The sequence below is a fragment of the Catenuloplanes japonicus genome, assembly GCF_000717135.1.
Classification (GTDB): Bacteria; Actinomycetota; Actinomycetes; order Mycobacteriales; family Micromonosporaceae; genus Catenuloplanes; species Catenuloplanes japonicus.
On the sequence record NZ_JNXY01000027.1, the window covers coordinates 77,891 to 102,499 of the forward strand.

Consider the following 24,609-nt stretch of genomic DNA (forward strand, 5'->3'; position numbering starts at 1 on the left):
GACATGTTCGACCCGCGGTTCGGATACGTCATCGACGGATTACGCGTCGGACCCGAGGAGCGCGTCGACGAACTGCACGGGCTCGAAGGGCGCCAGATCGTCCGGGCCCTCGCCCAGCCCGACCAGCTTGACCGGGATGCCCAGCTTGCGCTGCACCGCGATCACGATCCCTCCCTTCGCCGTGCCGTCCAGCTTGGTCAGCACGACACCCGTCACGTCGACCACCTCTGTGAAGACTCTTGCCTGCTCAAGGCCGTTCTGACCGGTGGTGGCGTCGAGCACCAGCAGCGTCTCGTCCACCGGCCCGTGCTTCTCCACGACCCGCTTGACCTTACCCAGCTCGTCCATCAGGCCGACCTTGTTCTGGAGCCGGCCCGCGGTGTCGATCAACACGGTATCCACCCGGATCTCGATACCCCGCTTCACGGCGTCGAACGCGACACTCGCCGGGTCCGCTCCCTCCGGCCCGCGGACCACTTCGGCGCCGACCCGGGAACCCCAGGTGGCGAGCTGCTCGGCGGCGGCCGCCCGGAATGTGTCGGCGGCGCCCATCAACACGGTACGCCCGTCCGCGATCAGCACCCGCGCGATCTTGCCGCACGTGGTGGTCTTGCCGGCGCCGTTCACGCCGACCACCATCACCACGGCCGGGGTGTCGCCGGACGGCGCGGACTTCACGGTCCGGTCCATCGCCGGGTCCAGCGCCGCGACCAGTTCCTCGGCCAGCAGCGCGCGCACGTCCGAGGCGGTGCGGGTGCCGAGGACGCGGGTGCGCTCCCGCAGCCGCTCGACGATGACCGTGGTCGCCTCGACGCCGACGTCCGCGCCGATCAGGCTGTCCTCGACCTCTTCCCACGTGTCGTCGTCGATGTGGTCGCGGGCGAGCAGGCCGAGCAGGCCCTTGCCGAACACGTTCTGCGAGCGGGACAGCCGGGCACGCAGCCGGACCAGCCGCCCGGCGGACGGCTCCGGCTTCTCGACGACCGGCGCCGGCGCGACCGCCTCGGGCGCAGGTTCAAGATCAAGATCAGCCGGGGGTACGACGACGGCCGGCTGATCCGGGGCTGCGGGGCGCTCGACGGCAGTCGGCTCGGGCGACGGCGTAACGGGCGGCGCGGTGGGCCTGCGGCGCAGCCGTGGCACCACCAGACCGATCCCGCCGAGCACCAGCACGCCCAGCAACACAAGAGCGACGACCACGTAGTCCATTACCGAATCCTGTCAGATAGGCCTGCGTGCGTCCCGCCGACCGCACCACCCCTTACCGGGACCGCTGTGCGACCCCGGTTAGGCAACGTCCGGGCTCATCCCCCGGGAACGGCCGGTTAACCGCCGCCCACCGTCCCGGTCAGGTGACGAGCGACACGCACCCCGCTGGCGCACGGTGGCCCCGGGTGGGGAGGATTAGTCCCACCATCCCCCGGGAGGTCCGTTACATGACGACCGATCAGACGTCCGGCACGCTGCTCGTCGGGCCGCTGCTGAGGCGCATCGCCGGCACGAAGGCCACCATCTGGGTCGAGACCGCGCACGCGGCCGAGGTCGAGGTGCGCGCCGGCGACGCGGGCGGGCACGCGACCACGTTCTCGGCGTTCGGTCACCACTACGCGCTGGTCGTGGTGGAGGGGCTGGAGCCGGGCAGTGCCACTCCCTACGACGTGTACGTCGGCGGTGAGCACGTCTGGCCCCTGGCGGACTCTCCGTACCCCCGCAGCATCATCCGGACCCGGGGCACGGCGGACGCCGAGACGCAGGCGAAGCTCGTGTTCGGCACCTGCCGGGAGACGACGCAGCACGCGACCACGCGGCGGCTGCCCCCGGACGCGCTGGACGCGTACGCGCGCCGTCTGATGCGCAACGAGGGCGACCCCGAGGCCTGGCCGGACATGCTCGTGCTGCTCGGCGACCAGGTCTACGCGGACAAGACGTCGCCGACCGTCCGGCAGCAGCTCAAGGCGCGCCGGCTGCCGCACCACGGCCTCCAGGACGACGTGCAGACGTTCGACGAGTACACGAAGCTCTACCTGGAGTCGTGGCGCGACCCGGAGATCCGCTGGCTGTTCTCCACCGTGCCGTCCGTGATGATGTTCGACGACCACGAGATCATCGACGACTGGAACTCGTCGGCGGCCTGGCGGGCGGACATGCAGCGGGAGCCCTGGTGGGCCGAGCGCATCTCGAACGGGCTCGCCTCCTACTGGGTCTACCAGCACATGGGCAACCTCGCGCCGGACGAGCTGGACGCCGACGCGCTCTATCCGAAGGTGGCCTCGGCCGGCGACGCCACCGAGGTGCTGCGCGAGTTCGCCGAGCGGGTGGACAAGGAGGCGGACTTCGGGCACCTGCCGGAGAGCTGGAAGTCCCGGCAGTACCAGTGGAGTTTCGCGATCGACCTCGGGCGTACCCGCCTGGTGGTGCTGGACAACCGCTGCAGCCGGGTGCTGGACCCGGACCATCGCGCGATGCTGCCGTCCGCGGAGTGGTCCTGGTTCCTGTCCCAGGCGCACGGCACCACGTTCGACCACCTGGTGGTCGGCTCGTCACTGCCCTGGCTGATGCCGCCCGCGATCCACCACCTGGAGGCGTGGAACGAGCGGATCAGCGCGTCGAAGCGGCCTCGGGTGGCCGCGTTCGGCGAGAAGCTGCGCCGGCTGGTCGACCTGGAGCACTGGGCCGCGTTCCAGACGTCGTTCGAGGCGATGGCCGACCTGTTCCGGGTGATCGGCCGCAGCAGCGACGGCCCTGCGTCCATCTCCGTGCTCTCCGGTGACGTACATCACTCGTACGTCGCGCGCGCGGAGCTCGGCCGGGACATCCCCACGCCGGTGCACCAGCTGACCTGCTCGCCGATCCACAACCAGGTGCCGAGCTTCATGCGGCCGCTGATGCGGATCGGCTGGTCCGGGTGGGCCGCCGTGATCGCGCGTGGGATGGCCGCGATGACCGGCGTGCGCACGCCGTCGCTGCGCTGGCACAAGAGCGGCGACGGGCCCTACTTCGGCAACGCGATCGCCACGCTGACCCACCGCGGTCTTGAGGCGCGCGTGACGATCGAGGGCACCACGCCCGGCGGCGAGCTGGACACGGTCACCGACGTGGCGCTCACGACGCGGTGACCTCCGCGTACGGCCCGTCGTTGAACCACAGCGCGTCGATCGTGAACGCCTGCCCGCTGCCGGTGAACCGCACCACGAGACGCACCGGCGACGGCTGCGCGACGTCCGTGGTGAAGCCGGTGGCGGGCGTGGCGGACACCAGGCTCACCACCTGATCCTGGATCTGGATCACCGCCTGCCCGCCGTCAACCTTGAAACTTCGGACATATGTGATTTTGCCGCCGGTATCGGTCGCGGTCCAGCCGTTGACGGTCGTCTGTTTCGGCGCGGACTGCGCCTGCGTCGGCGTGGGAGCGCTGCCACGGCTCTCGGACGGGCTCGGCGTCGGCGGCGCGGAGGTGCGCGGCGCGGAGGAGGTCGGCGCCGGCGTCGGCGACTCCGTCACCGTCTGTGTCACCTCCGGCGCGGCCGGAACGCCCGGCGCGATCGGCGAAGGCGACAACCTGCGCAGATCCGACGCGGACAGCGGAATGCCACGATCGGGCACCGCCGTCTCCAATACGGGGCGTAACCCCACCCACACCGTCACTGCTCCGAGCACGGTGGCGAGAAGCCACGCGAGCATCCCGCCGCCTTGCTGCCAGATCCGCACGGGACTCATAGTGCCAACTCGGGATAGCGTGCTGCCATGCCCCTCGTCCTGCTCGTCGACGACGACCCCACGGTGCGCGGCGCGATCGCGCACACGCTGACCGATCTCGGTCACGCCGTCCGCGCGGTCGGCAGCGCCATGGAGGCACTGCAGGAGATCACCAACAACCCTCCTGACCTGGTGATCCTCGACCTCGGCCTGCCCGACCTCGACGGCGCGGACGCGTTGCGCATGCTGCGCACGATCTGCGACGTCCCGGTGATCGTCGCCACCGGGCGGCGCGGCGAGCTGGACATCATTCGCCTGCTCAACGCCGGTGCGGACGATTACGTGGTGAAGCCGTTCTCCACCGCCCACCTGGCCGCGCGCGTCACCGCGGTGCTGCGCAGAGGCCGTCCGGCGGCCCCGCAGCAGAGCACCGAGCCGATGCGCGTCGGCGGGCTGTGCGTCGATCCGTCCCGCCGCTCCATCACGCTCGACGGCGAAACCCTCAAACTCACCCGAAAGGAGTACGAGCTGCTCGCCTATCTCGCCGGCCGTGCCGGGCAGGTCGTCACCCGCAAGGAGCTGGTGACCGAGGTGTGGCGCGCGCCGTACGCCGGCTTCGAGAAGACGCTCGACGTCCACATCTCGTGGCTGCGCCGCAAGCTGGGCGAGACCGCCGCCCAGCCCCGCCTGCTGCACGCCGTCCGCGGCGTCGGCATCATGCTGGCCGATCACAGTTGAGGGGCGCGCTCGCCCGGCTGGCGCTGGCCGTGACGTCGATGGTGGCCCTGTCGTTCGTCATCCCGCTCGCGCTGGTCGTCATGGAGATCGCGGAGGACCGCGCGGTCGTCGACGCGCAGCAGCAGGCCGCCGGCATGGTCGCGGCGCTGGCCGTCTCGGACGACCCTGACGTGCTCACCCGCGCCCTGGCCGCCACCGCCGCCGGGGCCGACGGACGGCTCGCCGTGCACCTGCCGCAGTCGCCGGTCATGGGCATCACCGTGGCCGACCCCCAGGACGTGCAGCTGGTGGAGTCCCGCCGGCAGGCGACCACCGCGGCCGTGCCGGGCGGCCTGGTCTACCTGCAGGCCACCGCGATCGACGGGAACCGTACCGCCGTGATCGAGGTCTTCGTGCCCGACGACGACCTGCGCCGGGGCGTCTACACGGCCTGGATCGCGATGGCCGGCCTGGCGATCGTGCTGGTCGCCGGCTCCGTGTTCGTCGCGGACCGGATAGGCGTGCGCCTGGTGATGTCCGCCCGGTCGCTGGCCGGCGCGGCCCGCGCGTTCGGCGCCCGGGACCTCTCCGTGCGCGTCACGCCGCAGGGCCCGGTCGAGCTGCGGGAGGCCGGCGCCGCGTTCAACACCATGGCCGACCGCATGATCCAGTTCATCGACAAGGAACGCGAGCTCGCGTCCGACCTGTCGCACCGGCTGCACACGCCGCTGACCGCGCTGCGCCTGGACGCCGACCGCATCCCGCCCGGCCCGGTCGCGGACCGCGTGCGCCAGGCGGTGTCGGATCTCCAACACGAAATCGACGAGATCATCAGCGGCGCGCGACGACCGGTCACCGAGCGTACCGACGCACAGACCGACCTGGTCGAGGTGCTGGCCGACCGGCTCTCGTTCTGGGCCGTGCTCGCGGACGATCACGGACGCCCGTGGCAGGTGGTCGGCGCGGACCGGCCGGTGTGGGTCTCGGTCCCGGAGGAGGACCTGATCGGGGTCGTCGACGCGCTCATCGGCAACGTCTTCGAACACACCCCGCAGGGCACTCCGTTCCTGGTCACGGTCTCGGACGCGGCGCTGACGGTCTCCGACGCCGGCCCCGGCATCGCGGACGCGCGCGCGGCGCTCCAGCGCGGTCACAGCGGCGGCGGATCCACCGGACTCGGCCTGTCGATCGTCCACCGCGTCGCCATGGAACTCGGCGGCGGCGTCCAGATCGACCGCGGCGAGCTCGGCGGCGCGCGGGTCACCCTGCACCTCCGACCGGTCCAGGCGCACGCGCTATCTTGATCGGTCGTCACCCCCCGCAGTTGTTTCGCTGAACGGCCGGCACGCGCGCCGGCGGAGGGAAGATCCATTCCGTGAACATCCTCGAAGCGGTGCTGCTCGGCGCCGTCGAAGGCTTCACCGAGTTCCTGCCGGTCTCCAGCACGGGTCACCTCACGATCCTGGAGAAGCTGCTCGGATACCAGATCGACGCGCCCGACATCACGGCCTTCACCGCGATCATCCAGGTCGGCGCCGTGATGGCCACGCTGCTCTACCTGCGCATGGACATCATCCGGATCATCAAGGCGTGGTTCGGCGGCCTGTTCAAGGCGGAGAACCGCGGCACCCTCGACTATCGGTTCAGCTGGGCGGTCATCCTCGGCTCGGTCCCGATCGCGATCATCGGCCTGCTCTTCAAGGACCAGATCGAGACCACGCTGCGCAGCCTCTGGTTCGTCGGCGGCGCGCTCATCGTGTGGAGCTTCGTCATGTGGTTCGCGGACCGCGCCGCCACCCAGGTCCGCCACGAAGCGGACGTGACCTGGAAAGACACGCTGATCATCGGCATCACCCAGTGCCTCGCGCTGATCCCCGGCGTCTCCCGCTCCGGCGCCACCATGTCCGCCGGCCTCCTCCGCGACCTGGACCGCGTCACCGTCACCCGCCTGTCGTTCTTCCTGTCGATCCCCGCGCTGACCGCCGCCACCGCGCTCCAGGTGATCACCGAGTTCGACAACATCTCCAACGGCGTCGGCTGGGTCAACACGCTGGTCGCCACCGCGGTCAGCTTCATCGTGGCCTACTTCGCCGTCAACTGGCTGCTCAAGTTCGTCGCCAAGCACAGCTACACCGTCTTCATCGTCTACCGCCTCGTCCTCGGCACCGTCGTGCTCCTCCTGGTCGCCACGAACACCATCTCCGCGACCTGACCCCGCGTTCCCCCACCTCGATCTCCGGGCCTCGCCCGCCCCCGCACGCCCCCGCACACCGAGCCACCCGGCGCCCCTGCATCCCAAGCCCGAAATTTCGTCTTATGACACCCCGCCGGCAGAGCGCAACGGCCAACGATCGCGGCGACAGATACGTGAGCCACCTTATGAATCGGCCATAAGGTGGCTCACGTATCTGTCGCCGCGATCGTGAAGCCATTGCTCGGCCGAACGCCAGGCGGATCGGCGGTCGATCCAGCAGACTACTATTTACCGAAATTTCGGGCGCGGAACGCCCAGAGCACAGAGAGTCGCGCAGCCTCCCATTCCAGGCGCCGCAGACCCGACCCCCTTTCCCAAATCCTGAAAAGAACATTCCAGTAGCCGGGACCCAAGATCCTTGCGTCTCTGGTGGCCCTTATTCGGGCCGGGAAAGGGCCACCAGAGACGCAAGGATCTTGAGACGCTCTAGCGCTCGCCCGCAGGCGGGATTTTCGCCCTTTATGCGCAAGCACCCACAGAGGTGACCGCCTGGCTGCCCCGTTTGCCATCGACCCGCCCGCAGGGGTGCAGATCATCGGCAGGGCCGCCACCAACGCACCCGCAGGCCCCAACGCCATCAATAAGCTGAAATTTCGGGCGCGACAGCGCCCGAGTGCGAGGCAAGACCACGAAGGCGAGGCAAGACCACGAAGGCGAGGAAGGTGAGGCGAGGCGAGGGCGCGAGCAACGCCGAGCACGCGAGCAACGCCGAGCACGCGAGCAACACCGAGCACGCGAGCAACGCCGAGCACGCGAGCAACACCGAGCACGCGAGCAACACCGAGCACGCGAGCGGGCGCAGGCAAGGACCCAGGCGACAATCACGCCCGGCCTCCCAATCCCAGAAGCCCCCCGTAAATTACCCCGACCCGAATGCCCGCCTCAGGAAGAATCGCGCGCATGACGACTGAATGGACGGCGCCGGTTCTCGCGCGTACCACCGAGCCCTACGTCGCCCCGGAACGCGAAATGCTGGAGGGCTGGCTCGACTGGCACCGGCACACGCTGCTGACCAAGTGCGCGGGCCTGCGACCGGACCAGCTCAGGACCGCAAGCGTCGAGCCGTCGAACCTCACCCTGCTCGGCCTGGTCCGGCACATGGCGGAGGTCGAGCGCTGGTGGTTCCGCGTCTTCACCGGCATCGCGCCCGGCCTGGCCGACATCTATTGCACCCCCGACCAGCCCGACGGCGACTTCGAGAACATCGCCGACGCGGACGCGGAGCAGGATTTCGCCACGTTCATCGCGGAGACCGAGGAGGCGCGGGCCGCGGTGAGGACCGTGGAGCTCGACCACATCTTCCGGCACCCGACGAACGGCACCGAGAAGAACCTCCGCTGGATCTACGTGCACATGATCGAGGAGTACGCACGCCACAACGGTCACGCCGACTTCCTGCGCGAGCGCATCGACGGCGTGACCGGAGACTAAGAAGAACTAGAGATCCAGCGCGGCCCGGACGTACCGAAGATCGTCCGGGCCACTCCACCGCAGCGCGGACAGGCCCGCCGCGCGCGCCCCGCGTACCGCGCGATCGTCGTCATCGATGAAAAGCACCAGCGGCGGGGGTACGCCGATCGCCAGGCACGCCGCCACGAAGAACTCCTTGGCCGGCTTGTGCATCCCCACCTCGGACGAGTTGACCACCACGTCGGCCTCGCCGGTCAGCCCGAGCGTGTCCAGATCCGCGGCGAGCGTGTCCGTCCCGTTCGTGGCTATCCCGACCGGCAGGCCCGCCGCGCGCACGGACCGGACGAACGCCAGCATGTCCGCGTCGACAGCGCCGCGCTCGGCCTGCCACTCCGCGACCGCGGCCTGCGCGCGCTCCGGACCGCCGGCCGCGAAGACCAGTTCGTCGGCCACGGTGGACATCCACTGTGCCTGGGTGACCTCGCCGGCCAGCGCCGGCTGCATGCGGCCCCAGACGGACGCGGTCTGCCAGAGGCGGCCGGGCTCCATCCCGTACCGTTGCTCGATCTCCTGGGTTTTGATCGTGGAGAAGTGCCGTAGCACTCCGTCCAGGTCGACGAGCAGGGCACGGGCCCGCTGCCTACGCATCGGAACTCTCCTTGACGAGCTTCTGGCTGATGACCTCGGTGACGCCGGCGCGCATGGTGATGCCGTAGAGCGCGTCGGCCACCTCCATCGTGCGCTTCTGGTGGGTGATGATGATCAGCTGGGAACGCTCACGGAGCTGCTCGAACAGCGTGATCAACCGGCCCAGGTTGACATCGTCCAGCGCCGCCTCGACCTCGTCCATGATGTAGAACGGGCTGGGGCGGGCCCGGAAGATCGCGCAGAGCATAGCGACCGCGGTCAGCGAACGCTCACCGCCGGAGAGCAGCGAGAGCCGCTTGATCTTCTTGCCGGGCGGCCGGGCCTCGACCTCGACGCCGGTGGTGAGCATGTCCTCCGGGTCGGTGAGGATCAGCCGGCCCTCACCGCCGGGGAAGAGCACCTGGAAGACGTGCTCGAACTCGCGGGCCGTGTCCTCGAACGCGGACGCGAAGACCTCCAGGATCCGGTCGTCCACGTCCTTGACCACGGTGAGCAGGTCCTTGCGGGTGGCCTTGAGGTCTTCCAGCTGGTCGGAGAGGAACTTGAACCGCTCCTCCAGCGCCGCGAACTCCTCCAGCGCCAGCGGGTTGACCTTGCCGAGCAGCGTGAGGTCGCGCTCGGCCTTGGACGCGCGCTTCTCCTGCGTGGGCCGGTGGAACGGGATGGGCTCCGGGACCGGCTTGCCGTCCTTCTCCGCGGCCGCGACGTCGGCCTGCGTGGGCGGGACCGGGTTCTGCGGGCCGTACTCGCTGGTCAGCGTCTCGACGTCGAGCGAGAAGTCCTCGGCCGCCTTCGCCTCCAGCTGTTCCAGCCGCAGTCGCTGCTCCGCGCGGGCGACCTCGTCGCGGTGCACCTCGCTGGTGAGCCGGTCCAGCTCCGCCGTGAGCTGCCGGGCGACCGACCGGACCTCCTGCAGCTCGGCCTCGCGCGCGGACCGGGTGGTCGCGATCTCGTCGCGGGTCTGCGCGGCCTCGGCCAGCGACGCCACGATCCTGGTCAGCGCCTGGTTCGCGCCGGCCACGACCGCACGCGCGATGGCGGCGCCGCGGGCGCGCGCGGCCTTGCGGGCGGCGGCACGTTCGCGGGCCTGTCGTTCCGCGTTGGCCTGCCGCATCAGCGAGTCGGCGCGGCCCGCGATGGACGACACCCGTTCCTCGGCGGTACGGACCGCGAGCCGTACCTCCATCTCGTTCTGCCGGGCCTGGGGGACGCTGGCGGCGAGCAGGTCGCGGTCGTCCGTGGACGGCTCCTCGTCCAGCGGCGTCTCCTCCGCGACGCGCAGCCGTTCCTCCAGCTCCTCCAGCCGCATCAGGTCCTGCTCGCGGGCCTGTTCGGCCTTGGCGCGCGAGGTGGCGAGGCGGTCCGTCTCGGCCTTGGCGGAGCGCGCGGCGGCGCCCAGCTCGGCGAGCCGGCGGGCGGCCGCGTTGCGCTGGCTCTCCGCCTCGCGCTTGGCCGCGAACGCGACCTGCACCTCTTCCTTGCGTGCGGCCACCTCCTCGCGGGCCTCGGCGAGCTGCTCCTTGAGTCCGGCGATGGTGGCCTCGGCCGTCTCCCTGTTCGCCTTGGCCTCGTCGACCGCGGCCTGCACCTCGATGTAGCTGACCGCCTTGCCGGAGCCGCCCGCGGCCGCGAACGCGCCCAGCACGTCGCCCTCGGGCGTGACCGCCCGCAGCTCCGGGTTGTGGGCCGCGACCTGTGCCGCCGCCTCCAGCGACGGCACGAACACCACGTCGCGCAGCGCGCGGTAGACCGCGGGCCGCACCTGCTCCGCACAGGTGATCAGGTCGGGGGCCCAGGACGCGCCGTCCGGCAGCGCGGGCCGCAGCGCGTCCAGCGAGCCCAGGTCGCCGGGGCCGGCCTCGCCCGCGATCAGCATCGCGGCCCGCCCGGCGTCGGTGATCTTGAGCGTGCGCATCGCCTCGACGGCCTCGTCGACGCCGGCGACCGCGACCGCGTCGGCCAGCACGCCGAGCGCGGCGGCCAGCGCGGCCTCGTGACCCGGGCGCACGCTCAGCAGGCCCGCGAGGCTGCCCAGCAGGCCCGGGACCTGCCCGGCCCTGGCCAGCAGCGCGCCGGCGCCGTCCTTGCGTTTGAGGCCCATCGCGAGCGCCTCCTCACGTGCCTTCCAGCTGGCCGCGTCCTTCTCCGCCTTCCGCTCCGCCTCGGAGAGGTCGCGGACCACGGCGGACGCGGCGTCGTGCGCCGCGACCGTCTCCGCGTGCCGGGCGTCGAGGTCCGCGTTGTCGCGGTCGGCCTCGGTCGACTCGGCGGAGACCTCGTCCACGGCCGACTGGGCCCGCTCCGCGCGCTCGGCCGCGTCCGTGTGCGCGGTGACCAGGCGGGAGATCTCCTCCGCGGCCGTGGTCGACCGGGCCTGCGCGGCGCTGACCTGGCCGGTCAGCTTGGCGAGGCCCTCCCTGCGGTCGGCGATGGCCTTCGCGGCGGTACGCAGTGCGCGCTCCGCGTCCGCGAGCTGGCGCTCCATGTCCTGCCGTGCCTCGACGGCCTCGGCCAGCCGCGCCTTGTCCTCCTCCAGCGCCTCCCGCAGCTCCTCCTCCTGGGCCCGTACCTCCTCGGCCTGGGCTTCGAGCATGTCGGGGTCGCGGCCGGGCCGCTCCTCCTCGCCCGGCGCGGACAGGTGCCGCAGCCGCTCACCGGCCAGCTGCTCGGTGGACCGGAACCGCTCCTGCAGCGCGGACAGCTTGTACCAGGCGTCCTGCGCGGCCGCGAGCAACGGCGCGTCCTCCGCGTGCGCGGCCTCCAGCGTGGCCAGCCGCCGCTGGGAGATCTCGTTCTCCTTCTCCAGCTCGCCGCGCCGGGTCCGGAGCGCGGCCTCGTCCGCGATCTCCTTGTCGAGCGTGGTGCGGAGCGTGGTCAGGTCGTCCGCGAGCAGCCGGAGACGCGCGTCGCGCAGGTCGGACTGGATGCCGGCGGCGCGGCGGGCCACCTCGGCCTGGCGTCCGAGCGGCTTGAGCTGGCGGCGCAGCTCCGCGGTGAGGTCGTTCAACCGGTTCAGGTTGACCTGCATGGCGTCCAGCTTGCGGATCGCCTTCTCTTTCCGCTTGCGGTGTTTGAGAACGCCGGCCGCCTCCTCGATGAACGCGCGGCGGTCCTCCGGCTTCGCGTGCAGCATGCTGTCGAGCCGGCCCTGGCCGACGATGATGTGCATCTCGCGGCCGATGCCGGAGTCGGAGAGCAGTTCCTGGATGTCGAGCAGGCGGCAGCCGTTGCCGTTGATCTCGTACTCGGACTCTCCGGAGCGGAACATCCGCCGGGTGATCGAGACCTCGGTGTAGTCGATCGGGAGCGCGCCGTCCGTGTTGTCGATGGTCAGCGTGACCTCGGCACGGCCCAGCGGCGCGCGGCCGGCGGTGCCGGCGAAGATGACGTCCTCCATCTTGCCGCCGCGCAGCGCCTTCGCGCCCTGCTCGCCGAGCACCCAGGCGATCGCGTCCACGACGTTGGACTTGCCGGAGCCGTTCGGCCCCACCACACAGGTGATGCCGGGCTCCAGGCGCATGGTCGTGGCGCTGGCGAAGGATTTGAAGCCCTTCACCGTCAGGCTCTTGAGATGCACGTTTCCGTATCCTCACCCCGGCGCCCCGCCGTGGGACGCTGGCGGGCAAGCAACGAATCCGCAGGGTAACCCGCGGGCGACGAGCATGACGCGTCGGCCTCGTCGAGGCCGGCGGCCCAGCGTGGTCAACGAGCAGGCCACGGTCCCGGGAACGTATCGCCGCTCCACGCTAACCGCAGGTGAGGAAAGCGCCAACGCGCTGCCCGGACAAAAGGCTGCGCGCCGCCACAGGAAAGTGTGTCGGCGCGCTCTGGGATTCTGTTGTCGCGTTCGGCGTTACCGCGGGGGCTTGCTTCTTGCAGTGGGCGCCGGGTGGACCGACGCCCCTGGAAATCAGGTCAGCGCCGGTTCGCGCAGACTCAGCAGATCATCCGCCTCGGCGGCGGCAGCGGCGAGCCGATCGTTGTCAGCACGCAGCCGCGTGATCTCGAACTCCAGTGCCTGCACCGTGGAACGCAGTCGGTTGACCTCGTCGACGAGGCGCCGGTCTTGCGCCATGCCGACGTGGCCGTAGAGGGCCTTCGCCATTTCGTCTCCTCATAATGCGCTGCCGGAAAGGCCGGCCAACGCGCGCCCAGCAAATCGCGACTCCACACTCGTGGGCACACACGGGCGTGATCGGGCGCGACTGGCGACCCCTCCATAGTCCGCCGCGTCGCCAAAAGAGTCAAGCGCGGCGTGTCTCGCGCCACGTTGGTCACGGTCGGTAATTACCATTTTGCGCACGGTCCGACGGTTCTTAGGTCTTTCCTAGGTCTTCCTTAGGTCTGTTGGAAGTCGCCCGTCACCCGTTTAGGTTCGAGTGGCATCTTGCGCCCATCGATCGCGCTGCGTTAGCGCGCGGTTCAACCGTCTGTGGAGGCGTTCACCCCGTGTCACGGCAAGCCGAGCGAGCGACGAGCCAGCAAGCGCTGCCCCGCGTGGAGGAGAGCACAACTGTCTCTGGCGGGCGACACAGCGCGAAAAGAGTCAAAAAAGCCGGTAAGCGTCGCGTTCCGGGCGGCACCGCCGGTCTGGTGGCACTGGTCGCGGCCGTGCTCGCCATCTTCGGCGTCGCGGCGTACGTGCTACCGGCCAACCTCGGCGGCGGAGGCGGGAACGACTCGTCGTACGACACCACCGCCAGCGAGGCCGACCGGAACGACCTCGCCGCCGACCCGGCCGCGGACCGCGGTGCGCGGCCCGAGGGCTCGGCGCCGGTGAGCCCGGACCAGGTCAGCGGCGAAGCGATCATGGGCGACAACCCGGCCAGCCCGTCGCCGTCCCCGAGCGCCACCCCGTCCGCGCCGGCCAGCACCGCGCCGGCCGCGCCCAAGGCGTCGCCGAAGCAGACCGGTGGCACCGGCAGCGGCAACTCGTCGAACAGCGGCGCCGGCTCCGGCTCCTCCGACAAGATCACGACGATGGAGGACGCGGTCACCGCGCTCGTCAACCAGCGGCGCGCCGACGCCGGCTGCTCCGTGAAGGTCACCACGAACGAGAAGCTGCGCACCGCCACCCGCGGGCACAGCCAGGACATGGCGAACCAGGACTACTTCGACCACACCAGCCTCGACGGCCGCACGCCGTGGGACCGGGCCGGCGCCGCCGGGTACCAGAACGCGATCGGCGAGAACATCGCCAAGGGCCAGCAGACCGCCGAGTCGGTCATGGAGTCGTGGATGAACAGCGACGGCCACCGCGCGAACATCCTCAACTGCAACGCCAAGGAGACCGGCGTCGGCCTCGCGTACGACGGGAACACGCCGATCTGGACGCAGATGTTCGGTTCCGGCAGCTGACACGGCCGGGTGGGACCGCTGTCCCCAAGCCGACAACCGGCGCTTCGACCTGAGGAAAGCTCGTTGCGCACGGCGTGACCACACCCTGTTCTTCCGAGCGCGACCCGTACCGGCGATAGGCCACCGGTGCGGGTCGCGCTCGTTACCGAGGCCGGAACACCGGCCGACGCCTGGGCCCGGCGGCTTGTCGGCGCACTGCCGGGGCACACGTTCCACCTGGTCCGGCTGGATGCGGGCCACCTGGGTGAGCGCTGTCCGGACACGTGCGGGCACGATGTCCGCAGCCTGAATCCGCGTCGTCCGACTGCTCACGGGCCGGAGGCATGCGGTGCGGTGCCGCTGCCGCCGCACGTCGCCTCGGTGCGTGAGGTGCGGCTCGGCACACGTGGTCCGGCGCCGGCCCGTGCGGAACGGGCCGCCGCCGTCACCGCGGCCAGGCTGCTGTTCCGAGGCCTGCTCGGGGACGGCGACGCCTCCGCACGGCTGTTCGCGGACGGACTGCACCGGCTCGCCGCTCTCGCCACGCCACCCGGCACCGCCCCCGTCACGGCCCTGGTCCTTCCCGGCGCAGCCTCGGTCCCGACGCATCCCGCGCCTTCCGTGCCGGCCTCGGCCCGCCCCGGCCGCCGCCCGCTACAGGGTGTGCCGACCGCAGGCGCCCTGCTCGACGCGGTCCGGGCCGCCCGCGGCCTCGACGTCTCTCTCCCCCGGCTCACGCTCCGTCAGGCCCGGCACGCCGCCGGCCTGCTGGAACGCGCGCTCCGCCCGCTCTCGGTCGCCGCGCCGGACGCGGACCTCACGCATGCGGCGTCGTCCGGACCGCCGCTGCTGTGCGCGCTCGCGGCGCTCTGGCGCGCCGGCACGCCCTACCTGCTCACCGAGCACGACAGCCACCTGCGACGGCAGTACCTCGTGCCCGGCGACGACGACCCGGTCCGGACCGTGCTGCTGCGCTTCCACCGCGCGCTGAGCAGGCTCGGCTACGAGTCGGCCGGGCGTGTGACCACGTCCGGACGCTTCCACCGGCGCTGGCAGCTGCGCCACGGCGCGGACCCGGAACGCGTGCTCGTCGTGCCGCCCGGCCTCGACGACCCCGGCCCCGCCGGCCCGGAGCCGGACGCGCCTTTGCTGCTGTGGCGCGGCACGATCGGGCCGGACGCGGAGCTGCCCTGCCTGCTCAGCGCGTTCAGCCTGGTCCGGGCGCGGGTGCCCGGCGTGCGGCTGGTGGTGGACGGGCCGGTCGCGGACGCCGGTTACGCACGCGCCTGCCGTGACCTCGGCGACCGGCTCGGCCTCGGCGGCACGCTGCGGTTCACGGACGACCCGGGCGCGGACGGCCAGATCGTGGTCGCCACCGCGGTGACGGACGGCACGCCGTACCCCCTGATCCGCTCTTTGATGGCCGGCCGTCCGGCCGTGGCGACCGATGCCGGAACGGCGGCCGAGACGGTCGGTGACGGCGGGATCGTGGTGCCGGCCGGCGAACCCGACGCGCTCGCGGACGCCTGCACCCTGCTCCTCACCGACTCTGACCTGCGCGGACGTCTCGGTCTCGCGGCCCGCCGGCGCACGCTCGCCCGGCACGCGCCGCACGCGGCCCTGACCGCCTACGACCACCTCTACCGGGACCTGAGGTGCCGATGAACGTCCCCACGATCGCCGAACTCACCCGGTTCGCCCACGCCGCGGACGCCGACGACGTGGCCGCCGCGATCGAGTCACGCGGGCTGACGGATCAGGCGGTGCTCCGGGGGTACGGCGTGCCGACCGTCTTCGCGCTCGGCGAAGCCCTGCTCGGGCACGTCCGGCGGATGCGCTGGATCCGGTCCGGAGTGGGCTCCGGCCGGGTCCCGTTCCTGCGGGCGGCGCTGCGCCGGGGCCTGCTCCACGCGGTGCTGCTGGCCTCGGCCGTGCCGCTCGGGCGCGCGGGATGGGCCGTGCCCGCGGGCGTACTGCTGCTGGGGTGGCTGTGGCGTGCGTCGGCAACACCGTTGCCGGCACGACGGAGACCGGCTGCCATGCCACGTGCGACGCCGTCGGCAACGCCCGGGGCCGCCTCGGGGTCAGCGCGCCGGGCGACGTGGGAGGTGCACGGAGCGTCGTCGCGGGTGCTGCCGCGGATATCAGGCGAGCGGGCCGGCCGCATCGCTCCGGACGGCAGCCGGCCGACGGCGGCGGTCCGGCGTGCCGGGCTCGGGCACCTCATGGTCGGTTTCGGACAGGCGGCCGCATTCGTGCTGGTCTGGCGCGTGGCGCCCGATGACGGCACGGTGCCGCCGGCCGTGATTCCGGTGCTGCTCGGCCTGCCGTTGCTGGAGGTGTTCGCGGGCTGGCGGGCGGCACAGGTGGCCGGTGCGCTCGACGCCTGCGACGATGTCCGCGCCTATCGGCGGCACCTGGGCGACGTGACACTGGTGTCGATCATGGGTCTTGTGCCGCCGCTGCTGGTCGGTGGCGTGACGGCGCTGGCGGCCTGCCTGGCGCCGCATCCGTGGTCCGGACACGCACCGGCGAGGACGCTCGTGCTCGGTCTGTCCGCGGGCCTGCTGCTGGCCGGGCTCCACGGCGTGCTCCTGCTGCTCGCGAGCCAGGGCCGCACCACGGCGGCGGCGCTGATCTCGCTGGCGCCGCTCCTGCTCACGATCGCCGCACTTTCTCCCGTGGCGGCGCCGATCCCCGGCGTCACGTCCGCACCCGGCGTCACGTCCGCACCCGCTCCCGGGACCGTGCTGCCCGCTGAAACCGCACCCGGGCCCGCACCCACGGCCGCATCTGCCGTCCCTCCCGGCGTCTCGCTGACCACGAGAACCGTCGCCGTACCCGCAACCGTGTTGATCGGGGCGCTGGCGATCAGTTACGCCGCCGGACTCGTGACCGCCACCGGACGCGGAGCACGACGATGATCCTCCCGCGCATCCGCCCCGCCGTCCCGGTACGAAGGCCGGCGCACCGGCCCGCGGCGCCCGACGAGACGATCCCCCGGCCCGCGCCGCCCTCGCTGGTGACCTGGGCCGAGAGCCGGCCGGCCCGCCCTGATCCGGACCCGACCGGCGATCCGACGACAGGCACGCCGATGCTGCTGCCGCTGGCCGCGCACCGTCGTTCCCCCGCCGAGATCTGGGCCGCGGTCGCGCCCCCGGACAGCCCGGTGACCGCGATCCTCGACCTCCCCGAGCCGGAGATCACCGCGGCCGTCCGAGCCCTCACCCGAGCCCGGATCGCCATGTTCGCCCGCGTCGACCTCGAATTCGGCGACCGCCCGGTCACCGCACTGGTGGAAGCGCTCGACGCCTGGTCCCGGCACCCGGTCTCCGGCCTGTTCCTGGACCGCTGCCCTGCCGAGCCCGACGACCTCGGCATCACCGCCCTCGCCGTCCGCCACGCGCACCGCCTCGGCATCACCGAGGTGCTGCTCAACGTGGGAACCGACCCGCACCCCCGCTACCGCTGCCTGGGTGCGGGCGTCGTCGGCTTCGCCGGGAGCTGGCACGACTACCAGCGGGCGGAGACGCGGCCGGGCGACGGGCATCTCGTGTTCGAGGTGCCCGTCGCCCTGCTCCCGCTCGCGCGCCGGCTGATCGGCCTGCGCGGCGCGGGCTGGGCGCTCGCTACCCCCGTGGCCAGGCCCCAGCGAGTACCTCAGGCTGCTCCGGCGTCTCCGTGATCCGTGGGGCCGGAACGGTGCGACCGGGGACCCAGCGGGGTGCCCACCAGTTCGCGTCGCCGAGCAGGTTCATCAGGGACGGCAGGACCACCGCGCGGATGATCGTGGCGTCGATCAGGATGGCCGCTGCCAGGCCCACGCCGAGCTGCTTGAACTCGATCATGCTGAGCGTGCCGAAGATCGCGAAGACCGCGACCATGACGATCGCGGCGCTGCTGACCACGCCGGCCGAGCTGGTGATGCCGTGCGCGACCGCCTCCCGGTTCGGCAGTCCGGCGCGGACGGCCTCGCGGATGCGGCTGACCACGAACACGTGGTAGTCCATGGACAGGCCGAACAGCACCACGAACAGGAAGAGCGGCAGCCAGGTCACGATCGCGTCCATCGACCGGAAACCGAGCAGGCCCTCGGCCCAGGTGCCCTGGAAGACCAGGACCATCAGGCCGTACGCCGCGCCTGCGGAGAGCAGGTTCAGCCCGATCGCGGTGAGCGCCACGACGACGGAGCGGAACGTCCAGATCATCACGAGCAGCGTGAGTACGAGCACGAAGCCGACCACCAGCGGCAGCCTGCCGAACATGTGCTCGGACGCGTCCCTGCTCCCCGCGATGTCGCCGGTCACCGCGTACTCCGCGCCGGTCAGCCCGCCCAGCGCGGCCGGGACCAGCGTGCCGCGCAGCCGGTCCAGGGACCGGTCGCCGTCGGCCGTACCGCTCGCGTGGATCGTGGGCACGTGCAGCACCTGGATGGTGCCGTCCGCGGACCGGTCGATCGACGGCCCGTCCGCCTCGACCGGCGCGAAGAGCGGGTCCGCGCCGGCCCGCTGTGCCAGGCCGGTGAGCGCGGCCGTCACCGACTCCGCGTCGGAGGCGGCGGACCGGACCGCGATCACGTGGTTGGTGCCGCTGCTCGGGTACGCCGCGGTCATCCGGTCGTAGGCCTGCATGGCCGCGCTGTCCCGGGGCAGGTCCTCGACGCCGGTGAACTTGGTCTTCATGCCGAGCGCGGGCACGGCCAGCACCAGCAGCGCGAGCACGCTGACCACGAACGTGACGAGCGGCCGGCGCAGCGCGGGTGCGAGCAGGCGCGGCCACAGCCGGTTCCCGCCGGACGCGGTGAGCCGCCACAGGAACGGCACGCGCGGCCGGTCCACCCAGCGGCCGAGCTTGGCCAGCACGGCGGGGAGCACGCTGAGCGAGCCGAGCACGGCCATCGCGACGACGAGGATCGCGCCGACCGCCAGCGAGGAGAACGTGGTGTCATCGGCCAGGAACAGCCCGGCCATGGAGATCATGACCGCGAAGCCGGAGACCACCACCGCGTGCCCGGACGTCTCGGCCGCGATCTCGACCGCGTCCAGGTGCGCGCGGCCCTTGGCCCGTTCCTCGCGCTCCCGTCGCAGGTAGAACAGCGAGTAGTCGACGCCGACCGCCATGCCGATCAGCAGGATGACGCTGCTCGTCACGTCCCCGTTGGGGACCAGGTGGGAGACCGCCGTGGAGAGGCCGAGCGCGGCCGCGACCGAGGAGAGCGCCAGCAGCACCGGGATGCCGGCCGCGATCAGCGCGCCGAACGCGACGATCAGGATGAGGAGCGTGACGGGCAGGCTGAGCATCTCCGCGCGCCGGAAGTCGCCGTCCAGCGTCTCGCTGAGCGCGGCGTCGATCGAGGCGCCGCCGACCTGTTCCACCCGGACGCCGGGGTTCGCGCGCTGGGCGTCCGCGGTCGCATTGAGCAGCGGCTGGAGGTTCGCGTCCGGGTCGCCCGCGATCTCGACCATGAGCAGCAGCGCGTCGCCGTTCTGCGACGGCAGCGGGTCGCCGACCGCGGCCACCTCGGGGAGCGCCCGCATCCGTGCGGTCACGTCCGTCGCGGCCTGCCGGGCCGCGGTGACGTCCAGCGTGCCGCCCGCGGTCGCGGTGATCAACACGCTCTCCGACGGCGGCTCCTCCGGGAACCCGGCGGCCTCGATGATCCTCTCCGCGCGGCCGGACTCGCCGACCGCCTCGTCACCCTCGGCGTCCACCATGCCGGTGGCGTTGCCGCCGATGAAGCACACCGCCACGAACACCACCCAGAGCGCGATCGCGCGCCACGGATGCTCCGCGCTCCAGCGCGCCACCCGCACCGTCACCGGTCTCTTCACGCCTACGACTCCCCGTCCTTCGCGTAGCTGCGAGGTTGCTGTGAACCAGTCGCATCGACGCTAAGGTCCGCGGCGCATCCGGACATCGGGGCAGAACCCGCGCCACCCCCGGACCCAGATCAAGATCACGCGGGGGTACGACGAAAGGTGCGTTTCCCCACGCATGAGTCACCGGCGGTAGGGCAGACCCCACCCCCGTCCCTGGCCCCGCCCGCCGAACCCCCGATCCGGGGTCAGGGCTTCCCCTGGTTTCCGTCGCACGGCCGCACACCGGCGGCCGGCCACCACGCGCCCGCGCCGCCGAGGCTTCACCGAGCTCTCTTGCGTCGAGGTCCAACCGGCGGTCGACGGGCACTCCCCCGACGGTCGACGGGCACTCCCCCGGCGGTCGACGGGCACTCCCCCGGCGGTCAGCGGGCAGTGCCCGGCGGTCAGCGGGCAGTGCCCGGCGGTCAGCGGGCAGTGCCCGGCGGTCAGCGGGCACTCCGTGCCCGAAATTTCAGGAAATAGCGGCACAGCCCCGCGACATCCTCACCCTGACGCCGAAAGCTCAGCACCACGCGGGCCACGGCACCGGCGGCGGTCGTGGCGCGTCCTGGCCCGGCCGCCGGCCCGCTCCTTCCCTGCACCCCGGCGCCCGGACGGGTCTTGACCGTGTGCCCACGGCACCGGCAGGGAGGAGCGCCAGCGACGACCGGTGCCCGCGGGAGCATGCGGACCGCCACCACGCCGGAAGCGGGAATATCTGCTTTTATCGGGGTTTTGGCTGGCAGCGGGGGCAGCTGAAGCTGGAGCGGTTCATGAACGACTCGCGGCGGATGGCCGCGCCGCACCGGGCGCAGGGGAGGCCCTCCTGGCCGTAGACGTTGAGCGCGCGGTCGAAGTAGCCGCTCTCGCCGTTCACGTTGACGTAGAGCGCGTCGAAGCTGGTGCCGCCCTCCTTGATCGCGGCGGACAGCACGTCGCGGACGTGGCCGAGCAGGCCGGCGACGGCGGGGCGGCTCAGCGCGTCGGTGGGGCGCGCGCCGTGCAGCTTCGCCCGCCAGAGCGCCTCGTCCGCGTAGATGTTGCCGACGCCGGAGATCAGCGACTGGTCGAGCAGCGCGCGCTTGATCTCGGTGTGCTTGCGGCGCAGGCGGTCCGTGAACGCGAGGTCGTCGAAGAGCGGGTCCATCGGGTCGCGGGCGATGTGCGCGATCTCGGACGGCAGCTCCGCGCCGCCGGTGGAGACGGACAGGCCGCCGAACGTGCGCTGGTCGATGAAGCGCAGCTCCGGCCCGTCGTCGTCGAAGCCGAACCGGACCCGCAGGTGCGTCTCGTCCGGCGTGCCGGGCGCCTGGACCAGCAGCTGGCCGGACATGCCGAGATGGCCGATGATCGCGTCGCCGGAGTCCAGCGGCAGCCAGAGATATTTGCCGCGGCGGCAGACGTCCTGGACGGTGCGTCCGGTCAGGACGGACGCGAAGTGGTCGGCGCCGGGCGCATGGCGGCGGATCGCGCGCGGGTGGCGGACCTCGACCGTGTGCAGGCGACGGCCGACGACCCAGGTGGTCAGGCCTGCGCGGACGGTCTCGACCTCGGGAAGCTCGGGCACGGGGCAACCTCAGATGGTGTAGGGCCAGACGGTGACCAGGTAGGCGCCGTACCAGAGACCGAACGCGGCGTAGCCGGCGAGCGCGGGCACGATCGTGCGCAGACGGGCACGGCCGAGCGCGGTCGCGAGCGGCAGGAGGACCAGCAGCACGGGTACGAGCAGGCGCGGCTTGGAATGGTAGTAGCCGCCCTGCCCGACGACCAGCACGAGCGTGACCAGTCCGTAGGCGACCAGCGGCCACCACGGGCGCTGCCCGACCGCGACCAGCGCAAGCACGACCGCGCCGATCAGGATCCAGGCCACGCTGACCTGTACCCAGCCGTTGCCGGTCCGCGCGGTGCTGTCCAGGAATTTCAGCGTGGTCCGGCCGAAGTCGAACGTGGACCCCCACCCGGCGGTCTGGATGCGGAACCAGGCGTCCCAGTCCCCGATCCGGTGCCCGGCCCAGAGCAGGTAGGCGGGCGTGCCGGCCATCGCCACGCCGGCCGCGGTCAGCGACGTGATCCGGCCTCGACGCGACTCGGTGCGCCAGGCCGGCAGCACGGCCACGGCCAGCGCCACGGTCAGCGCGAAGCCGGTCGGCCGGGCGAGCGCGCCGGCCAGGCCGAGCACGCCCATCCAGATCCAGGCCCGTTTGTGCGCGGCGAGCAGCGCGCCGGCCGCGAGCGCCAGGAACAGTCCTTCGGAGTAGCCCATGTTCAGCACCACGGACATCGGCTGTGCGATCACCAGCACGGTGAGCGCGTAGCCGGTGCGCCGGTCGTAGAGGCGCGTGCCGAGCTGGAACAGCGCGACCGAGGCCGCGGCGCCGCACACCCAGGTGACGGCCAGCGCGGCGTCCGGCAGGCTGAGGCCGGTGAACGAGGTGAGCCGGATCAGCGCCGGGTAGAGCGGGAAGAACGCGATGCCGTTGCCGACCAGCACGCCGTCCGCGTCGTAGGTGTACCCGGTCGGGTACCCCTCCCCGGCGACGCGGACGAACCAGCCCGCGTCCCAGGAGAGCAGGCTGTCCGCCACGGTCGCGCCGGGCTGCGCCAGCCAGGCGATCGCGGCGGTCTGCAGGCCGCGGAGGATCACGTAGAGCGCGAGGACGGCGGCGATGTGCCAGAGCGGCGAGAACCGCTCCGGCGCGGGCCGTACCGGGGCCTCGGCCTCGGCGGTCTCGATCATTGATCCTCGTCGAGCGGCAGGTCGGGCGCGCCCTCCGCGCTCAGGGACCCCGGGCCCTGGGTGTTGAGCGTCTGCCAGGCCGCCTCCGCCGCGCGCTGCTCCGCCTGCTTCTTGCTCCGGCCCTGCTGGCCGCCGTACTCCCGGCCGGCCACGTGGACCCAGGCGGTGAACGTCTTCGCGTGGTCCGGCCCGGCCTCCTCGATCTTGTACTCCGGCACGCCCAGGCCGAGCGACGCGGTCAGCTCCTGGAGGCTGGTCTTCCAGTCCAGGCTGGGCCCCTGCTTCGAGGACGCGGCCATCAGCGGGTCGAACAGCTTGTGGATCACCTTGCCCGCGACGTCCAGGCCGTGCTGCAGGTAGATCGCGCCGAGCAGCGCCTCCAGCGTGTCCGCCAGAATGCTGGCCTTGTCCCGGCCGCCGGTGGTCTCCTCGCCCTTGCCGAGGAAGAGGTACGCGCCGAGCCCCTCCGGGCCGAGCGTGCGCGCCACGTCCGCGAGCGCGGTCATGTTGACCACGCTGGCCCGCAGCTTCGCCAGCTTGCCCTCGGGCAGGTCCGGGTGGTCCGTGAACAGCGCCGTGGTGATCACGACGCCGAGCACGGAGTCGCCGAGGAACTCCAGCCGCTCGTTCGTGGGGAGGCCGCCGTTCTCGTACGCGTACGAGCGGTGGGTCAGCGCGCGTTCCAGCAGCTCCAGGTCGATGGACACGCCGAAGGCCGACTCCAGATGCCCGACGGACGGCCTGCGCTTCTTGTCCCGGTCACTCATGATTCGCTCCGAATGAGGTCGCACATGGCCGCCGTGGCGGCACGTCGATGCAGGTCGGCGGCCAGGGCGATGCCCGAGGCCAGGTCGGCGCCGGTAGCGGCGCCGTGACAGACGACCACGGTCCCGCCGATGCCCAGCAGGACACCGGCGCGGGGTGGGGGTTCTTCGAGCGCGGCCGCGCCGAGGGCGCCTTCGACGCCCTTGAGCAGCACGTTTCCCGTGAAGCCGTCGGTCACCACGACGTCGGCGAGTTCACCGGTCGAGATCTCGTAGCCCTCGACCAGCCCGGCGTACCGGGCGGCGCCGGGCAGGGCCCGGCCGGTCAGTTCGACGTCGGCGGCGCGGCGCGGATGATCGCCCTTACCGGGCTCGGTGCCGATGGAGAGCAGCCCCAGGCGCGGGGCGGAAAGTCCCATGACGGCCGAGGCGTACGCGGCGCCGAGCAGACCGTGCTGGACCAGTGTGGCGGGGCTCGACTCGATGGAGGCGCCCACGTCGAGCAGCAGTACCGGCCCGTGTGCGGCCGGCAGGATCGCGGCGAGCGCGGGCCGGCGGATGCCGGGCAGCCGGCCGAAGCCGAGCACCGCGGCCGTGACGATCGCGCCGCTCGGGCCCGCGGACGTCATCGCGTCCGCGTGGCCCTCCGCGACCGCGGCCGCGGCGGCCCGCACGGTGGTGTCGGCGCGGCCCCCGGAGACGGGAGAGTCCGACATGCCCACCGCCCGCCGCGCGCCGCGCACGGAGACACGGTCGCGATCGTTCGGCGGGAGGGCATGGATGATCTCGTCGGCCACCTCGGAAGGGCCGACGAGCAGAAGATGCAGGTCGGAGTCGGCCCGGCACGACCGCAGAGCGCCGTCAACCACGACGGCGGGTGCAGAATCCCCGCCGAGGAGGTCGACGGCGATCCGCGCGGTGCCCGGCTCCGCTGGAGGAGCCGATGCACCGGGCAGTCGCCGTTGTGCGGGCGCGCTCCGACCGGCGGCCGGATGCGTCACCTCGCGGTGTCGTCAGACCTCGAGGACCTGACGGCCGTTGTAGGTGCCGCAGGTGTTGCACGCGGTGTGCGGCAGCTTCGGCGAGCGGCACTGCGGGCACGCCACGGTCGCCACAGCGCTGGTCTTCCACTGAGACCGGCGAGCCCGGGTGTTGCTACGCGACATCTTGCGCTTCGGGACGGCCACG

The 24,609-nt window shown here is 72.1% G+C and carries 20 protein-coding genes; 9 read left to right on the top strand and 11 right to left on the bottom strand.

Features of this window, described 5'->3' with window-relative positions; genetic code table 11:
* Window positions 1-39 precede the first annotated feature (39 nt).
* Window positions 40-1,209 carry a signal recognition particle-docking protein FtsY gene (gene ftsY, locus OP04_RS33210; protein WP_033343875.1) on the bottom strand — a complete coding sequence of 390 codons (1,170 nt, stop codon included), beginning with the start codon at window positions 1,207-1,209 and terminating at the stop codon, window positions 40-42.
* Between the two features lie 227 nt (window positions 1,210-1,436).
* Here ftsY and OP04_RS33215 point away from each other — a divergent pair, with 227 nt between their 5' ends.
* Complete coding sequence (locus OP04_RS33215) at window positions 1,437-3,116, top strand: alkaline phosphatase D family protein (RefSeq protein WP_033343876.1); 1,680 nt, start codon at window positions 1,437-1,439, stop codon at window positions 3,114-3,116.
* On the opposite strand, the gene OP04_RS33220 is transcribed toward OP04_RS33215, so the two are convergent.
* Entirely contained in the window at window positions 3,103-3,603 is a 501-nt protein-coding gene (locus tag OP04_RS33220) for a DNA mismatch repair protein MutL (protein ID WP_157240707.1), read from the bottom strand. The genes OP04_RS33215 and OP04_RS33220 overlap by 14 nt on opposite strands.
* Before the next feature lie 141 nt (window positions 3,604-3,744).
* Between OP04_RS33220 and OP04_RS33225 the strand changes: the two genes are divergently transcribed.
* The 4 genes from OP04_RS33225 (at window position 3,745) to OP04_RS33240 (ending at window position 8,098) form a co-directional block, all read left to right on the top strand.
* Entirely contained in the window at window positions 3,745-4,434 is a 690-nt protein-coding gene (locus OP04_RS33225; RefSeq protein ID WP_033343877.1) for a response regulator transcription factor, read from the top strand.
* The gene (locus OP04_RS33230) at window positions 4,431-5,717 is read left to right on the top strand and encodes a sensor histidine kinase (RefSeq protein WP_033343878.1); all 1,287 of its coding nucleotides are present in this window, start codon (window positions 4,431-4,433) and stop codon (window positions 5,715-5,717) included. The genes OP04_RS33225 and OP04_RS33230 overlap by 4 nt, the downstream gene beginning before the upstream one ends.
* A gap of 71 nt (window positions 5,718-5,788) precedes the next feature.
* A complete protein-coding gene (locus OP04_RS33235) occupies window positions 5,789-6,625 on the top strand; it encodes an undecaprenyl-diphosphate phosphatase (protein ID WP_033343879.1) in 837 nt (278 codons plus the stop codon).
* A gap of 942 nt (window positions 6,626-7,567) precedes the next feature.
* Window positions 7,568-8,098, top strand: a complete 531-nt coding sequence (locus OP04_RS33240; RefSeq protein WP_033343880.1) for a DinB family protein — start codon at window positions 7,568-7,570, stop codon at window positions 8,096-8,098.
* A 6-nt stretch (window positions 8,099-8,104) separates the two neighbouring features.
* Here OP04_RS33240 and OP04_RS33245 read toward each other — a convergent pair whose 3' ends face one another.
* The 3 genes from OP04_RS33245 to OP04_RS33255 all read right to left on the bottom strand — a co-directional run bounded on the left by OP04_RS33245 (window position 8,105) and on the right by OP04_RS33255 (window position 12,830).
* Window positions 8,105-8,725: an HAD family hydrolase gene (locus OP04_RS33245; protein ID WP_033343881.1), complete on the bottom strand. Its 621-nt coding sequence runs from the start codon at window positions 8,723-8,725 to the stop codon at window positions 8,105-8,107.
* Window positions 8,718-12,302: a chromosome segregation protein SMC gene (smc, locus tag OP04_RS33250; protein WP_033343882.1), complete on the bottom strand. Its 3,585-nt coding sequence runs from the start codon at window positions 12,300-12,302 to the stop codon at window positions 8,718-8,720. Before smc ends, OP04_RS33245 begins: the two co-directional genes overlap by 8 nt.
* 333 nt (window positions 12,303-12,635) lie before the next feature.
* The gene (locus OP04_RS33255) at window positions 12,636-12,830 is read right to left on the bottom strand and encodes a hypothetical protein (protein ID WP_033343883.1); all 195 of its coding nucleotides are present in this window, start codon (window positions 12,828-12,830) and stop codon (window positions 12,636-12,638) included.
* Between the two features lie 488 nt (window positions 12,831-13,318).
* Between OP04_RS33255 and OP04_RS33260 the strand changes: the two genes are divergently transcribed.
* From OP04_RS33260 to OP04_RS50355, 4 genes are all read left to right on the top strand, one after another.
* Window positions 13,319-14,083: a CAP domain-containing protein gene (locus tag OP04_RS33260; protein ID WP_051799467.1), complete on the top strand. Its 765-nt coding sequence runs from the start codon at window positions 13,319-13,321 to the stop codon at window positions 14,081-14,083.
* A gap of 126 nt (window positions 14,084-14,209) precedes the next feature.
* Window positions 14,210-15,727, top strand: coding sequence for a glycosyltransferase (locus OP04_RS33265; protein WP_085066962.1), 1,518 nt, complete (start codon window positions 14,210-14,212; stop codon window positions 15,725-15,727).
* Entirely contained in the window at window positions 15,724-16,986 is a 1,263-nt protein-coding gene (locus OP04_RS33270; protein WP_033343884.1) for a hypothetical protein, read from the top strand. Before OP04_RS33265 ends, OP04_RS33270 begins: the two co-directional genes overlap by 4 nt.
* Window positions 16,983-17,747 (top strand): hypothetical protein, encoded by a 765-nt coding sequence (locus OP04_RS50355; RefSeq protein ID WP_051799469.1) that lies wholly within the window; start codon window positions 16,983-16,985, stop codon window positions 17,745-17,747. The genes OP04_RS33270 and OP04_RS50355 overlap by 4 nt, the downstream gene beginning before the upstream one ends.
* Here OP04_RS50355 and OP04_RS33280 read toward each other — a convergent pair.
* The 6 genes from OP04_RS33280 to rpmF all read right to left on the bottom strand — a co-directional run bounded on the left by OP04_RS33280 (window position 17,692) and on the right by rpmF (window position 24,608).
* On the bottom strand, window positions 17,692-19,893 hold the full coding sequence (locus tag OP04_RS33280; protein WP_033343885.1) for an MMPL family transporter: 2,202 nt from the start codon (window positions 19,891-19,893) through the stop codon (window positions 17,692-17,694). The genes OP04_RS50355 and OP04_RS33280 overlap by 56 nt on opposite strands.
* Before the next feature lie 751 nt (window positions 19,894-20,644).
* Entirely contained in the window at window positions 20,645-21,487 is an 843-nt protein-coding gene (gene mutM, locus OP04_RS33285; protein ID WP_033343886.1) for a bifunctional DNA-formamidopyrimidine glycosylase/DNA-(apurinic or apyrimidinic site) lyase, read from the bottom strand.
* Window positions 21,488-21,496: 9 nt separating this feature from the next.
* Window positions 21,497-22,657, bottom strand: a complete 1,161-nt coding sequence (locus OP04_RS33290) for a mannosyltransferase family protein (protein WP_157240709.1) — start codon at window positions 22,655-22,657, stop codon at window positions 21,497-21,499.
* Complete coding sequence (gene rnc / locus OP04_RS33295) at window positions 22,654-23,424, bottom strand: ribonuclease III (RefSeq protein ID WP_033343887.1); 771 nt, start codon at window positions 23,422-23,424, stop codon at window positions 22,654-22,656. The genes OP04_RS33290 and rnc overlap by 4 nt, the downstream gene beginning before the upstream one ends.
* On the bottom strand, window positions 23,421-24,377 hold the full coding sequence (locus OP04_RS33300) for a fatty acid synthesis plsX protein (RefSeq protein ID WP_051799488.1): 957 nt from the start codon (window positions 24,375-24,377) through the stop codon (window positions 23,421-23,423). Before OP04_RS33300 ends, rnc begins: the two co-directional genes overlap by 4 nt.
* 57 nt (window positions 24,378-24,434) lie before the next feature.
* Window positions 24,435-24,608, bottom strand: coding sequence for a 50S ribosomal protein L32 (gene rpmF, locus OP04_RS33305; RefSeq protein ID WP_033343889.1), 174 nt, complete (start codon window positions 24,606-24,608; stop codon window positions 24,435-24,437).
* Between the last annotated feature and the right edge of the window lies 1 nt (window position 24,609).